The organism is Kribbella sp. NPDC051586 (genome assembly GCF_044453965.1).
Taxonomy (GTDB): domain Bacteria; phylum Actinomycetota; class Actinomycetes; order Propionibacteriales; family Kribbellaceae; genus Kribbella.
The window spans coordinates 669,870-684,039 of sequence record NZ_JBITDF010000002.1 but is presented as its reverse complement, the minus strand read 5'-3'; the positions used below and the strand labels follow the sequence as shown (position 1 = coordinate 684,039).

Annotated in this window: 13 protein-coding genes; 7 read left to right on the top strand and 6 right to left on the bottom strand. The window is 68.2% G+C overall.

The features are described 5' to 3' along the window. Positions 1–196 precede the first annotated feature (196 nt). Complete coding sequence (locus tag ACIA58_RS13675) at positions 197–1,381, top strand: alanine--tRNA ligase-related protein (protein ID WP_396403961.1); 1,185 nt, start codon at positions 197–199, stop codon at positions 1,379–1,381. Here ACIA58_RS13675 and ACIA58_RS13670 read toward each other — a convergent pair. The 3 genes from ACIA58_RS13670 to ACIA58_RS13660 are packed head-to-tail and all read right to left on the bottom strand — an operon-like array spanning position 1,374 to position 4,066. Beyond that, complete coding sequence (locus ACIA58_RS13670; protein WP_396403960.1) at positions 1,374–2,345, bottom strand: EamA family transporter; 972 nt, start codon at positions 2,343–2,345, stop codon at positions 1,374–1,376. The two genes, ACIA58_RS13675 and ACIA58_RS13670, sit on opposite strands and share 8 nt — an antisense overlap. 45 nt (positions 2,346–2,390) lie before the next feature. Then, positions 2,391–3,062, bottom strand: coding sequence for a hypothetical protein (locus ACIA58_RS13665; RefSeq protein WP_396403959.1), 672 nt, complete (start codon positions 3,060–3,062; stop codon positions 2,391–2,393). A 26-nt stretch (positions 3,063–3,088) separates the two neighbouring features. Then, positions 3,089–4,066 (bottom strand): DUF5937 family protein, encoded by a 978-nt coding sequence (locus ACIA58_RS13660; RefSeq protein WP_396403958.1) that lies wholly within the window; start codon positions 4,064–4,066, stop codon positions 3,089–3,091. 67 nt (positions 4,067–4,133) lie between these two features. On the opposite strand from ACIA58_RS13660, the gene ACIA58_RS13655 reads away from it, so the two are divergent. Continuing rightward, positions 4,134–5,336, top strand: a complete 1,203-nt coding sequence (locus tag ACIA58_RS13655) for an MFS transporter (RefSeq protein WP_396403957.1) — start codon at positions 4,134–4,136, stop codon at positions 5,334–5,336. On the opposite strand, the gene ACIA58_RS13650 is transcribed toward ACIA58_RS13655, so the two are convergent. Next, positions 5,296–6,045 (bottom strand): SDR family oxidoreductase, encoded by a 750-nt coding sequence (locus ACIA58_RS13650; protein WP_396403956.1) that lies wholly within the window; start codon positions 6,043–6,045, stop codon positions 5,296–5,298. The genes ACIA58_RS13655 and ACIA58_RS13650 overlap by 41 nt on opposite strands. Positions 6,046–6,115: 70 nt before the next feature. Between ACIA58_RS13650 and ACIA58_RS13645 the strand changes: the two genes are divergently transcribed. Next, the gene (locus ACIA58_RS13645; protein WP_396403955.1) at positions 6,116–7,000 is read left to right on the top strand and encodes a LysR family transcriptional regulator; all 885 of its coding nucleotides are present in this window, start codon (positions 6,116–6,118) and stop codon (positions 6,998–7,000) included. Here ACIA58_RS13645 and ACIA58_RS13640 read toward each other — a convergent pair. Both ACIA58_RS13640 and ACIA58_RS13635 read right to left on the bottom strand, forming a co-directional pair. Continuing rightward, positions 6,966–7,928 (bottom strand): LacI family DNA-binding transcriptional regulator, encoded by a 963-nt coding sequence (locus tag ACIA58_RS13640; RefSeq protein ID WP_396404977.1) that lies wholly within the window; start codon positions 7,926–7,928, stop codon positions 6,966–6,968. The two genes, ACIA58_RS13645 and ACIA58_RS13640, sit on opposite strands and share 35 nt — an antisense overlap. Before the next feature lie 34 nt (positions 7,929–7,962). Further along, positions 7,963–9,693 carry a glycoside hydrolase family 36 protein gene (locus ACIA58_RS13635; protein WP_396403954.1) on the bottom strand — a complete coding sequence of 577 codons (1,731 nt, stop codon included), beginning with the start codon at positions 9,691–9,693 and terminating at the stop codon, positions 7,963–7,965. A 104-nt stretch (positions 9,694–9,797) separates the two neighbouring features. Between ACIA58_RS13635 and ACIA58_RS13630 the strand changes: the two genes are divergently transcribed. Genes ACIA58_RS13630 through ACIA58_RS13615 form a run of 4 tightly spaced genes read left to right on the top strand, consistent with a single transcriptional unit; the run spans position 9,798 to position 14,159 of the window. Continuing rightward, positions 9,798–11,015 (top strand): hypothetical protein, encoded by a 1,218-nt coding sequence (locus ACIA58_RS13630; RefSeq protein WP_396403953.1) that lies wholly within the window; start codon positions 9,798–9,800, stop codon positions 11,013–11,015. Then, positions 11,012–12,250 carry an extracellular solute-binding protein gene (locus ACIA58_RS13625; protein WP_396403952.1) on the top strand — a complete coding sequence of 413 codons (1,239 nt, stop codon included), beginning with the start codon at positions 11,012–11,014 and terminating at the stop codon, positions 12,248–12,250. Before ACIA58_RS13630 ends, ACIA58_RS13625 begins: the two co-directional genes overlap by 4 nt. Further along, positions 12,247–13,287 (top strand): carbohydrate ABC transporter permease, encoded by a 1,041-nt coding sequence (locus ACIA58_RS13620; protein WP_396403951.1) that lies wholly within the window; start codon positions 12,247–12,249, stop codon positions 13,285–13,287. Before ACIA58_RS13625 ends, ACIA58_RS13620 begins: the two co-directional genes overlap by 4 nt. Beyond that, entirely contained in the window at positions 13,284–14,159 is an 876-nt protein-coding gene (locus ACIA58_RS13615) for a carbohydrate ABC transporter permease (RefSeq protein WP_396403950.1), read from the top strand. Before ACIA58_RS13620 ends, ACIA58_RS13615 begins: the two co-directional genes overlap by 4 nt. The last annotated feature ends 11 nt before the right edge of the window (positions 14,160–14,170 follow it).

Here is a 14,170-nt window from a genome sequence, read left to right as displayed (position 1 = left end):
CCCGGCGAATCGTGTACTCTGGCCGACATGCACCGGATGTTCCGACTTGCCGCAGCCGTACGAGCTTCCCGCTCCCCGGCTGCCGCTGCCTGACATCTTCGAAACTCCCACCGGCGACCGGAAACGGTTCGCCGGTGTTGTTGTTTCTGAAGCCCGGTGGTCTGGTTCCGGTCCGATCTGAACAAGGACCACGGACATGACCATCAGCAGGACTTTCATCGACTTCTTCATCGACCGCGACCACGTCCCGACAACCGGGTCCACGCTCATCCCGCGGCTGGGTGATCCGGTGCTCTTCACGACCTCGGGGATGCATCCACTCACCCCGTACCTGGAAGGCGAGCCCCATCCGCTGGGGCGCAGACTCGTGGGCATCCAGCGATGCCTGCGAACCACCGATCTCGACGAGGTGGGGGACCGGACCCACCTGACCGTGTTCGAGATGCTGGGCTCGTGGTCGCTCGGGGACTACGGGAGCAGCGAGACCCTGAAGTGGGGTTACGAGCTGCTGACCAGCCGTTTCGGCCTCGACCCGCGGCGGATGTACGTGACCGTGTTCGGGGGTGACGAGCAGGTGCCGCTGGACCAGGAGTCGCTGCGGACCTGGCAGGAGCTCGGCCTGCCGATCGAGCTGACCACCGAGGACAACTGGTGGTCGAACGGCCCGACCGGTCCGTGCGGCCCGGACTCGGAGATCTTCGTCTGGACCGGCGACGGCGACCCGGAGGGTACGCCGACGACGGACGACCGCTGGGTCGAGGTGTGGAACCACGTGATGATGCGCTACCGCCGCCACGACGACGGCTCGCTCGAGCCGCTCAAGCAGCAGAACGACTGGGGTGGTGGGGCGGGGAAGGAATGCAATATCGACACCGGTCTAGGTCTCGAGCGGCTCACCATGCTGCTCGAGGGCAAGCGTTCGGTGTACGAGACCTCGCTGTTCGAGCCGTGGATGCGGACGATCCCGAAGCTGTGGAAGCTGGACGAGCGGTCCCGGCGGATCGTGATCGACCACCTGCGGTCCAGCATCGTGATCGTCGGCGACGGCGTGCACCCGTCGAACACCGGCCGCGGGTACGTGCTGCGCCGGCTGATCCGCCGGATGCTCACCACGCTCTGGCGCGACGACGACTCACGCTCGCTGTCCGACGTGCCGATCGAGCTGTTCGAGCACACGCTGAGCCATTTCCACCAGGGCGAGACGGTGACGATGATCCGGCGGATCCTGATCGACGAGGAGATCCGGTTCAGCAACCTGCTCGACCGCGGCCGGAAGGTGCTCAGCCACGAGCGCTTCCACAAGTCGCTCGACGACACCGACTACAAGTACCTGCACGACACCCACGGTCTGCCGCGGGAGCTGGTGGATTCGCTCAGATGACGGGGTCCAGTACGTCGGTCCGGGGAGTGTCAGAGTCAGGAATCTCCGGAGGAACGACCTTCCCGACCGACGACTGGGCCACGAAGGCGCCGACCAGGACGATGGCGCCGCCGATGATCTGGTTGGTCCGCAGCGTCTCGCCGAGCAGGATCAACGCGAAGATGCAGGCGGCGACGACCTCGACGTACGCGACCGCGCCGGCGATCGCCGCCGACAGCCGCTGCACCGCGGCCGCCCCGGCCAGGTAGGCGACGACGGTGCTCACGAGGATCAGCCAGGCGGCCATCACCCAGCCGGGTGCGTGCCGGTGGCCGATCGCGATCGTGTCGACGAGCACGTGCCACGGCGTACCCCAGGGTGCGGCGATGAAGGTGAGGACGACGGCACCGACCACGCTGCCTGCCGCGGTCATCACCAACGGATCCGCGGCACCGGTCAGCTTGTCGATCAGAATGAAGTACGTCGCCTGGCACGCGGCCGCACCGAGCCCGGCGAGCAGGCCGATCGGGTCGATCTGCAGCCCGCTCCAGATCTCGGCCACCGTCGCGAGACCCACGACCGCGATGCTCACGCCGATCGCGGCAGAGCGCGGTACTGCGACCTTCTGCCCGAACTTGAGCCACGCGACCACCAGGATCGGACCGGAGAACTCGAGCATCAGCGCGACCCCGACCGGCAGCCGGCTGGCCGCGAGGAAGAACAGCGTCTGGCAACCGGCGATCCCGGTCAGGCCGTAGAGCACCAGGGCCTTCCAGGACGCTCGCGCCGCGCGCAGACCGGCGCGGCCACGGAAGGCCAGCACGAGCGGGACCAGTACGGCGGCGGCGCCGAGGATCCGCAGCCAGGCCGCCTGCTCCGGCGTGAATCCGGCGCCGATCAGCGCCTTCGCGAACGGTCCCGACCCGCCGAACGTGATCGCGGAGAAGATCGCGAACCCCAATCCCACCGACTTCGTGCTGTACATGGGCATAACGGTCTCATGCCCATTACAGACCTGTCGAGGGAGATCTCAGAGCACGTTCACCGCGCGGGCGGCGACGATCGCGACGGTGAGTAGCGAGATCCCCGATTCGACGCCCATCAGCACCTTGGTCCGCGCGGTCAGCGGCAGCGTGTCGGTCGGGCTGAAGGCGGTCGCGTTGGTGAACGACACGTACAGGTAGTCGGTGAACCCGGGCAGCCAGTTCTTCCAGCCGTCCAGGTCGACGGTCATCTGCGGGAACAGCAGGTCCGCCCGCTCGGCCTCGCGTTCGTGCTCGGGAGCGCGGGCGAACGGTCCGCCGCGGTCGACCTCCCAGTACCAGACTCCGAAAGCGACCACGTTCGTCACCCAGATCAGGACCGCGCCCTTGACCAGCACCAGGCCCTGGTTCGCGGCGCCGTGGTCGAGGAAGTAGATCAACCCGCCGAGGTAGAACATGTTGGCCGCCACGAGGACCCCGAGCAGCACAAGTTCGACCCGGCGCAGCCAGGGTTCGTCGCGGTGGAGGTGCAACGGGTTCATGTAGATCAGCGGCAGGAGAAGCAGCGCGCCGAGGGTGGGCATCACCCAGCGCGGTAGGCCGTTGATCTGCGTCGGCACCAGCAGTTGCAGGATCAGCACCGCGACCACCGCCAGCGAGGCCGGCCAGCGCCGGGTGTGACGAGTGCTCGGCCGCGCGGCCTTCGTCGGCTTCTTCATCCCAGCATTCTCACGCCCGTGGGAGGTTATCCGACGGAGGCGTCGACGACGGCCTGTCCTACTTCGGTCCGGCGGTAGTGCACCTGGTGTCCGGTACGGCGACGTGTGGCCAGGCCGGCGTCGTACAGCGCGGAGAGGTGTTCGGCGACTGTGGCGAGGGCGAGGTCGTACTGGGTGGCGAGGGCGCTCGTGGTGGCTGGTGGATCGAGGGCGATGAGCAGCGTGGCACGCGTGCGGCCGAGGAGGCGGGCGAGCGCGTCCGGCGGAGCGGGCGCGTCGGACCAGAGGCGAGCGGCGCCGCGGGCCGGGTAGACCAGCGTCGGGTGGTACGCCGGGTCCGCGACGACCACGAGGTGCGGCCAGGCGAAGACTCCGGGGACGAGGAGCAGGCCCTGCCCGGTCAGGTCGCGCCCCTCGAAGCGGTACCGGGTGAGGATCAGGCGGTCGTCCTCCCAGACGAGCGTCGGGTGCAGGTCGTCGAAGAGGCCGGCAAGCCCGCCGTCGGTGAGTTGCCGGCCGCGGTACGCGATGTCGTCCTCGAGCACGCGGCTGATCATCGGCCAGTCGGGCCTGATCAGGGCTTCCCAGGCGCTCTCGATCTCGTCGGCGAGCCGTTCCCGGGTGCCGGCCAGGTCGGTCAGCATCTTGTCGATCTCCGGTGTTCCCGGGTTCTTCAGCTCGTCCCGCGAGCGGATCAGCTCGGCGCGGACTCGCTCGAGCGGCGTGCTGCGGACGCGGGCGATCTCGGTCGCGAACTTCGCCCGGGACGCTTTGGGCGGTGGCGTGAGGAAGTCCGGCGTGAACCCGACGCGGGGCTGCACGGCCTTCAATCCGCGCAGATCGAGTTTGCGCGCGACGTCCTGCCGCGCCGCGATCCAGTCGGCGTACAGCGGCCGGTGCTTCGCCCCGTTGAGCACCCGTACCGCGGACATCGTCTCCCACAGCGGCGAGGCGCCGAAGCGGCAGCGCAGGGCATCCGCCTGCGTGAAGCGCAGTGCCGTCATGAGAGTGAACTTTCGGCCACAACCAAAACTCTACGCCCGCCGCCGGACGGTCGTGCACGCTGTCGGCGTGAGGTCCTACGGAGCTGTGCTGAGCGTCCCCGGTATGCGGGCGGTGTTCGGCGCGCACGCGGTGTCGATGCTGGGGACCGTTGCCGCGCAGGTCGCGTTGTCGATCCTGGTGTTCGAGCGGACCGGTTCACCGTTGCTGTCGGCACTCGTTCTGGTGTGCTCGTTCCTGCCGTACGCCGTGGGTGGTGTGCTGTTCTCGTCCGTGGCGGATCGGTTTCCGGCCAGGCGGGTGCTGGTGGGGTGCGACCTGCTGAGTGCGGTCTGTATCGGCGGCATGCTGGTGCCGGGAATGCCGGTCGCCGGGTTGCTCGCGTTGTTGCTCGGGACCGGGCTGATCGCGCCGATCTTCGCCGGGGCGCGGGCGGCCGGCCTGGCGCACCTGTTGCCGGGCGACCTGTTCCCGATCGGGAGGTCGTTGCTGCGGGCAATCAGTCAGGTGACGGTGCTGACCGGGTTCGCGCTCGGTGGCGTGGCGATGGCGGCGATCGGTGCGAACTGGCTGCTCGCCCTCGACGTGCTGACCTTCGTGGTGTCAGCGGTTGTGATCGGTGTTGGTACGCCGTACAGCCCGCCGGGGGATCGGCAGCGGAATGCGGTCCGCGATTCCTGGACCGGCCTGCAGTACCTGTTCACGAACCGCAAGCTCCGCACCCTCATCGTGCTGACCTGGGCAGCGCCCGCGTTCTCGTCCGTCCCGGACGGGCTCGCGGTCGCCTACACCGCCCAGGTCGGTACGGTCGCCGCGGCCGCCGGTGCGTTGTTCACCGGGTACGCCGTCGGCACTGTTCTCGGCGAGCTCGTCGTCGCACGGTTTCGCCCTTCCGTGCGGCGGCGGCTCGTCGTACCGCTCCTGCTCACCAGTCAGCTCCCCGCGATCGCGTTCCTGGCCGGGCCGGCCATCCCGGTCGCGGCGATTCTGCTCGCGATCGCCGGCGCCGGCTACGCGTTCAACCAGGGCATCGACCCGCTGATCCTGCAGCACGTCGACCCGTCGTACCGAGGCCGCCTGTTCACCGTCCAGACCAGCGGCCTGATGGCGATCCAGGGCGTCGGCATCGCCCTGGCCGGCGTCGTCGGCTCCTTCCTGGCCCCCAACCTCACCATCGCCGCCGCAGGCCTCCTCGGCACCGCGACCATCCTCCTGCTCGCCCGTCAGGCCCTCACCACGCAGCCACGTCTTCCAGCGAGCCAGGTCCTCTGAAGACTCCGGTGGGGCCGTCTGCGGGGAGTGTTGCCAGGGCGACCGGGACGGCTGCTCCGTCGGCAACGGTCCGTTCGCCGCGTGGTACCGAGGCCTGTGAGTTGAGGTCGGTCGGGACGAGGCCGGGGGTTGCGGCGTTCACCTTGATGCCGTCTGCGCGGAGCGCGCTGGCGTAGACGAGGGTGAGAGCGTTGAGCGCCGCCTTCGACGAGCTGTAGGCGAGCAGGCCTTGCGTGGCGAGGCGGCCGTCGAGTTCGGAGAGGAGGTTGACGGATCCCAGCCCGCTGGACATGTTCACGATCCGCGCGTTCGGCGACCGTCGCAGCACAGGTAGGAACGCGTGGATCGCGGCGACGACCCCGAACACGTTCACGTCGTACGCCGTCCGCACCTGGTCAGCCGTGATGTCCGCGACCGACGTACCCCACTCGGCCACGATGCCGGCGTTGTTGACCAGCACGTCGAGCCGGCCGGAGTCCGCCTCGACCTGTTTCGCGGCGGCGTCGACCGACTCGGCATCGGTCACGTCGAGCTGGACGAACCTTACGTCGAGGTCCACGGCTCGTAGCTCCGCCGCGGCGGCGGCGCCAAGTTCGGGGTTGCGTGCAGCCAGGTAGACGGTGAGTCCGCGCAGGCCGAGTTGGCGGACGATCTCGCGGCCGATGCCTTTGTTTCCGCCCGTCACGAGGGCGACTTCGTTCTGATTCATGTCCCCAGTTGAGCGCGCACCCACTGCCGCGGACCAACACCGATCGGGTGGTCCGCCATACCCTGGAGGTATGCCGGAACCAGAGATCCGCGAACTTCGCTACTTCCGCGCAGTCGCCGAGGACCTGAACATCACCCGCGCGGCCGAGCGCCTCGGGATCGCTCAGCCGCCGCTGTCCCGCGCGATGCGGCAGCTCGAGCACCGGCTCGGCGTCGACCTGTTCGACCGATCCGGGACCCGTCTCGAGCTGACTGACGCGGGGGAGACGTTGCTGAAGGAGTCCGGGCCGGTGCTCGACGCGTTGGATTCCGCGGTACGGCGGACGCAGCGGGCCGGTGCCTCGTCGCGGGGCCTCGTGGTGACGGCGAAGCCTGGTGTGGCGACCGAGTTGCTGCACCGGATCGTCTCCGAGCTGGGCGGCGAGTTTCCTGGGATCGAGGTCGTGGTCAGTGGGTTCGGGGAGCAGGCGGACATGGTGCGCGACGGACGTGCGGATGTGGCGCTGGTGAGTCGGCCGTTCGACGACCCTGGACTGGAGATGGAGGAGCTGTACACCGAGCCGCGGGTTGCCGCGCTGCCGGCCGGGCACGAGCTGGCTGGACGCGAGGTGCTGCGGGCCGACGACCTGGCTGGGATTCCGGCGCCGCGGTGGAGCCGGTCCAATGTTGCCGAGCGCAACTACTGGTCGGCGCGGCCGGACGATCCGGTGGACGGGCCGATCGTCCAGGACTCGTCGCAGCTGCTCGAGGTCGTCGCGTTCGGGCAGGCGGTCGCGCTGGTGCCGCAGTCGATGGCCGAGCGCAACATCCGGCCGGACGTCGTCTATCGGCCGGTGGCCGATGTCGAGGTGTATCGGATGTTCGTGGTCTGGCCCGCCGGCAGCCGCTCGAAGGAGCTCGCGCGCTTCGTCGAGGCCGCTATCAGGCACTCGAGCGGACGACCAGCGGCGCGGTGACAAGTCGTCCCGGCGCGTCCGGCTCGCCGCTGATCTCCTGCAGGGCACGGTCGAACAGGCAGGTGGCGATGTCCCGCAGCGGGATCCGGGCCGTCGTCAGCGGGGTGTCGAGCAGGCTCGCGAACGGGAAATCGTTGAACCCGGTGACGGCAACGTCCTCGCCGACGGCGACACCACGTCGCTGCAGCGACCGCATCGCCACGACCGCGAACGCGTCGTTGTCCGCGACGAAAACGTCCGGCGCCCCTGCTCCTGTCGCCGTCTCCTCGACGTACGCCGCCACGGCCTCGAGCGATCCGAACGAGCGCACGACCGTCGACGGGAACTCCCGGACGAACCCGGCCTGCCGCTGATGCACCCACGGCAGCGAGCTGTCGGTCGCCAGGTACACCGCCCGCTCGCGGCCGGTCGACTTCAGATGCTCGGCGATCCCGGCCATCGAGGTCTCGTTGTCCACGTCGACCCAGCACTGCCGCTGCGCCGGCCCGGTCCGCCCGAACGCGACGAACGGGAACCGCCGCTGGCTGAGGAAGTCGATCCGCTCGTCGTGCGGCATCGTCTCCAGTACGACGATCGCATCCACCTGACGGGCCGCGATCAGCTTCTCGTACAGCGCGATCTCGGTCGCACCCTCCACCGGCGTCGCCACGTGCACGCCGTACCCGGACAAAGCCGCCGATTTCACCAGGCCGCCGAGCAAGCCGTGCAGGAATCCGCCGAGGCCGGGGTTCTCCTCGTCCTCGAAGTACAGCGGTAGTCCGATCACCTGGCTACGGCCGGACGACAGCGCGCGGGCCGCGTGGTTGGGGGTGTACCCGAGCTCCTCGATCGCGGCTCGCACGGTCTGGACCGTCGGCGGTGCCACGCGATGCGGTGCGTTCAGCACATTCGACACTGTCATCGCCGACACCCCGGCCAGCTTTGCCACGTCCGCAACGGTTGTTCGCTTCAATCGATCCCCCTCAGGTCCGTACGATCCGGGCCACCCCGCCGACCGGTACGTCGATCGCCCACGGCCCTGTCGTCGATGTCGTCGATGTCGTGGTGCTGCGAGACACCTCGACGCCCGCGCAGTCCGAGACTACGAGCTCGACGGACCGATCTTCGACACCTTCGACATAGATCCTCTGGTCCACACCGCCGTTCACGACCAGCGTGCACGGGTCCGATACGCGCACGACGGGGTTGGCGAACACCGCCACCACGGTCTCGGTGGCCCCGACCGCACGCACCTGCGTGTAGCGCGCATCCGGTCGGGACGGCAGGAGCGCGCCGTGCAGCAGCACGTCGGCGTGCTCACGCATGAACCCGAGCCAGTGCCGCACCACCTGCTCATGCTCCGGCGACAACGCGTCGAGCTCCATCGACACCTGCGGCGTGCTGAACAATGCTCCGATGAACTGTTGTGCGACGTTCTCCGCGGACGCCGACGGGTGCCACAGCAGCATGTCCGAGTGCACCGCACGGTCACCCGCCAGCAGTCGGCAGTCGACTGTGCGGACGCGGTTCTCCACCGGGTCCAGCGCGCAGTCGCCGGCTCGCAGGAACGTGCCGAACTGCCACAGCCGCGGGTTCACGTAGTCCTGCCGGAACTCGATCAGCACGTCGGCCCGCAGCCGGCGCAGCTCCCCGGTGACCGCCTGCAGGAATCGCTCGACGCCCTCGTCAATGGACTCGCAATCGGCACCAGGCGCCGGGGGAGTGTTGTCACGGGCCCACGAATCGATGAAGTCGAGCTTGAGGCCGTCGACGCCCCAATCCCGAACCGGACGGATACAGCACTCGAGCAGGTGCTCCCGCACCTCGGAGAACCGCGGATCCAGTACTGCGGTGACATCGGCGTCGGCGAACCCGAGCGTGCGGTCCTTCAACCGGTCCCAGGCCTTCGACTGCACCCCGATCAACGGCGGCGCGAGCCACAGCACGTACCGCTGGCCGAGCTCGTGCACCCGCCGTACATGCTCGGCCATGTCGGGGAAGGTCTGGCTGGTCGGCTCCCAGTCGCCGCAGTACGCGTACCCGCGCCGCGTGTCGTCGGTCTGCCAGCCGTCGTCGACGATCACCGCCGTGCAGCCGTACGCCGCTCCGGCGCGGGCGTGGCGCTCGACGGACCCGGCCGAGACGTGCTGGTGGTCGCTGTACCAGGTCGAGTACATCGCGGTCCGCGCAACCTGCGGCACGCGCGCAATGCGGTCCCCGAGCTCAGCTGTCCACTCGTCCGTCACCCCTCGGAGCGCCTTGGCGAAGTGCTGCGGCCGGGTGTCGATCCGCAGGCTGAATGCATCGTCCTCGGCGTCGGTGACGGTCAACTCGACCAGTTGCTCGGCGGTCTCTTCGTTCACCCCCACGGCGAAGTCGCAGCCGCGAACGCTTGCCGACAAGGAGATTGTCAACAATGCGTTGTCCTGCCCGTCGACCAACGCCGCCACCGGGGCCGAGCGGACGGAACGGATGTCGCGGTGCGAGCCCCAGTCGGTCGGCAAGTTCCGCCGGGAGTCCTGGGTCGGCCGCCACAGCGTGACCGCATCCTCGGCCGGCCAGGTCCACCGCAACGTCACCGCACCGCCGGCAGCCACCTCGTAGGACTGCAGACCAGGTGTCTCCAGTGGCCGGGGGGTGATCGTGCCGGGGCCGCTGAGGGTGCCGGTGCGCCGCGTGCGGCCGTCGGGAGAGCGGATCTCGAAAGTCGTCACGTCCTGGACTATAGCGGTAAAACACGACCCCCCAGAAGGTATTGACGGAATTGGCGGACGTCCCTAGTTTTAGCGCTAATATCCAATGTGTGTGAGGAGCTGCCGTGCTGACCCTGACGTCCAGTAGCGCCTACGTCGAGGAGGCCTTCGTGTGGGCCCGGAAGCGGGCTCTGGACTGGGTGCGGACCGGCCCCGGGAACCTCCCGTCGTACTGGGCCGGTTACCCGTCCCGGCCGATGTTCTACTCGCGCGACGTCTGCCACCAGGCGGCCGGCGCGCATCTGCTCGGCCTGGACGCGGAGAACTTCGCGATGTTCCGGCACTTCGCCCGCTCGGCGACGCCGGCCCGGAAGTGGTTCCCGATCTGGGCCTTCCACTTCGACGGCCGGATCGCCGACCTCGACTACCACGACGACGAGCACTTCGTCCGGGAGATCCCCGCGGTGTTCGACCTGGCCTACCGGGCGCTGGAGCAGTACGACTGGACCGGCGACCGCCGATGGATCGACGACCCCGACCTGGCTGCGTACTACCGGCACAGCGCCGGCGAGTTCGTCGAAGCACATGACGCCGACGGCGACGGCATCCCCGAGGCGGGCGGGACCGCGGACATCTTCCTCGGCACCGCCACCTACAACGAGCGCGAGGCGCCGCTCCTCGTCGCGGGCGACGGCCTCGCGACGCAGTACGCCGTCCTCCGCAAGCTCGGCCGGCACGCCGACGCCGACCGGATCCAAGCGACCTACGACGGGTGGTGGAACGGGGACCACTTCGCCCGGGGCATCACCAAGGACGGACTCGACTTCGACTGGGGACTGGAGTCGCACACGCTCGTCCCGTTGTTCGGGCTGAGTGGGACCGGGGAACGTAACGAGCGGTTCCTCGACTATCTGGAAGCCCGGATGGAGTCCGATCCGCCGCTCAATATCGAGTCGTTCAGCTACTGGCCCGAGTTCCTGTTCACGCACGGCCGGGACGAGTCGGCGTGGCGCTGGACCAAGCACCTGATCGACAGCCGCGACGACTACCCGGAGATCTCGTTCACGGTCGTCGAGCACCTCGTCGCCGGTCTGTTGGGGCTACGCCCGGACGCACCGAACGCCGCCGTCGCCATCACGTCCCACCTGCCCGCCGAGATCGACAATCTGATTGCCGACAATCTGCCGCTCGGCGCGTGGACTGTCCGGATCCACCAAGTCGGCCGGCACACGACCGAAGTCACCGTCCTCAGCGGACCAGGTCCGCTCGCGGTGACCGTCGGGACCGAGACCCATTCCCTCGAACCCGGTCGGACCGCCCGGGTCACTAAGGACCTCTCATGAAGAAACTGCTGCCCACCGCAATCGCCGTCCTCCTGGCCGCCGGCTGTGCGACCGGTAATGCCCCCGCGTCCAACAAGGACAGCGGTACCGCCGAGATCAGCTTCTCGTTCTGGGGCACCAACTCCGAAGCTGCCTCGCTCAAGGCGATCGCGGCGGCCTTCGAGAAGGCCAACCCCGGCACCAAGGTGACGACCAACTGGATCCAGTCCGACTACGAGCAGAAGCTGCAGACCTCGATCGCGGCCGGCACCCAGTCGACGGTGATGGAGATCAGCAACACCAGCCTGGCCGGCTTCGCGCCCAGCTTCGCCGAGCAGACCGTTGACCCCGGCAAGTACGTGCAGCCGAACATCTCGTCCGCGATGCAGTACCAGGACAAGTACTACGCGATGCCGTTCGCGGCCAAGCCCAAGGTGATGGCGATCAACACCGACGCGTTCAAGGCCGCCGGCGTACCGTTGCCCAGCGCAACCACACCGCTGAGCCTCGACGAGTTCAAGGCCGCCGCCGCCAAGCTGTCGCACGGCGACGGCAAGGCCCGCGTCTACGGGTCCAGCAACCTCTGGTACCGCGGCTGGCTGACCGCGGCCGGCGGCGGGTACTACAACGCCGACGCGACCGAGTGCACGTTCGGCGACGGGACCGGCGTACAGACCGCGCAGTACGTCGTCGACATGCAGAAGAACCGGTACGCGCCGACCTCGACGGATATCCAGGGGCAGGACCAGGCGCAGTGGTTCGCGGCCGGCCGGCTCGCGACGTTCAGCGACTTCGGGCCGTGGACGGTGGCCGACTTCGCCAAGATCAGCAAGCCGAACTGGACGCTCGTCCCGGTGCCCGGCAAGGGATTCCCGATGGAGGTCGACGGCCTCGGCATCGCGAAGAACGCGAGCGGCAAGCAGCTCGAGACCGCCAAGAAGTTCGTCGAGTTCGCCAGTACGCAGCAGGTCGCCCAGGACCAGCTGATCCAGGGCAACACGGCGCTCGGCGTACCGATCATCGCGGCCTCGACGCCGACCCTGGAGAAGGTCCTGCCGACGGAGCGGAACCTGGCCGCGTTCACCACCGCGCTGAAGTCGGGCATCGTCGGCGTCTCGGTCGCCAAGGAGGCGCAGCTGTCGGGTGACGCCGAGAAGGGCATGACCAGCTACACCGCGCTCGGCACCGGCAAGGACGACGTCGCGAAGATCCTGCCGCAGCTCGCCCAGAAGTGCACGCAGGCCCTGAAGAAATGACTCCCACCGTCGGCTGGATCCGGGACCTCGCCAGTTCGTGGGGTGTCCCCGGCGTCCTCGTCCCGCTGGTCCCGTTCCTGCTCCTGCTGATCGTCCTGTACGCCGTCATCGGGCTGGCGGCGTACGGGGCGCGGCGGCGGTGGCCACGGGCCGACAAGACGATCGCGTTCTGGCTGTTCGTCTCGCCGTGGCTGATCGGGTTCTGCTTGTTCACGCTCGGTCCGATGGCATCGTCGATCTACGTCAGCCTGACGTCCTGGGACCTGATCACGCCGCCGCAGTTCGTTGGCCTGTCCAACTACACCGAGGCCTTCCAGGATCCGCAGGTCGCGCAGGCGCTGAAGGTCACCCTCCTGTACGCCGTGATCAGCGTGCCGTTGCAGACCGCGCTGGCGTTCCTCGTCGCACTGCTGCTGAACACCGACCTCCCGGGCATGCGGTTGTTCCGCACGGTCTGGTACCTGCCCTCGCTCGTCTCGGGCGTCGCGCAGATGGTGCTGTTCCTGTGGGTGTTCAACCCGCAGTACGGGTTGGCGAACGACGTACTCGCGCACTTCGGCATCCAGGGACCGGGCTGGTTCAACGACTCGTCGTGGGCGTTGCCGACGGTGATCCTGATGAGCCTGTGGACGGTCGGCGGCGCGATGGTGATCTACCTGGCCGGGCTGAAGGATGTCCCGCCGAACCTGTACGAGGCGGCGGCGCTCGACGGCGCCGGCGCGGTGCGCCAGTTCTGGCATGTGACCCTGCCGCAGCTCTCGCCGATCATCCTGTTCAACGCGCTCACCGGCATCATCGGCTCGCTGCAGATCTTCACCCAGGGCTTCATCGCGAACGGCGGACCGAAGGACTCGCTGCTGTTCTTCGTCTACTACCTCTACGACAACGCCTTCCAGAACTTCCGGATGGGCTACGCGTCCGCGCTGGCCTGGATCCTGTTCGTCGTGATCCTCGCCCTGACCGCGGTCACCCTCCGCGGCAGCGCGTTCGCCGTGTACTACGAGACCGAACCAGGCCGGAAACGGAGGCGTCGATGACTGCACTCGCAGAACCCTTGGTCGTACGTGCGGATCGGCCGCTCTGGCGCCGCAACCTCACTCTGACCGTCGTCCTGTACGTCGTGCTCGCACTCGGGTCGCTGGTGTTCGTCTACCCGTTCCTGTGGATGATCGCGACGTCGTTGCGCTCGTTGGCGGGCGTCGGGAGTTCGGGCGCGAGCGTCGTACCGCACGAGTTCCTGTGGAGCAACTACACCCGCGCGGTGACGTCGTTCCCGTTCTGGCGGTACGCGTTGAACTCGGTGCTCACGACGCTGATCCCGATCGTCGGGACGGTGTTCTCCTGCTCGCTGGCCGGGTTCGCGTTCGCGCGGCTGCGGGTGCGGTTCGCCGGCGTGCTGTTCGCCGTCGTACTGGCGACGATGCTGCTGCCGGGGGAGGTGACGATGGTGCCGCAGTTCATGCTGTTCAACAACTTCGGCATGGTCGACACGCTGTACCCGCTGATCCTGCCGGCGTTCTTCGGGTCGCCGTTCTACATCTTCCTGTTCCGGCAGTTCTTCGCCCGGATGCCGTCCGAGCTGGCCGACGCCGCGGTCGTCGACGGGTGCGGCTGGTTCAAGATGTTCCTGCTGGTCTACCTGCCGCTGGCCCGGCCGGCCGTGGTCGCCGTCTCGATCCTGCTGTTCATGGGCTACTGGAACAACTTCCTCGGCCCGGCGATCTACATCAACTCCGACCAGTGGAAGACCCTGCCGCTCGCACTCGCCGGCTTCCAGTCCGTCAACGGCACCGACACCCCGTTGCTAACGGCAACGTCCGTGCTGATCACCATTCCCTGCCTGCTGATCTTCTTCCTCGCCCAGAAACAACTCACCAACGGCATCACGTTCAGCGGCGGAAGCAAGTGACGGGAGGAAAC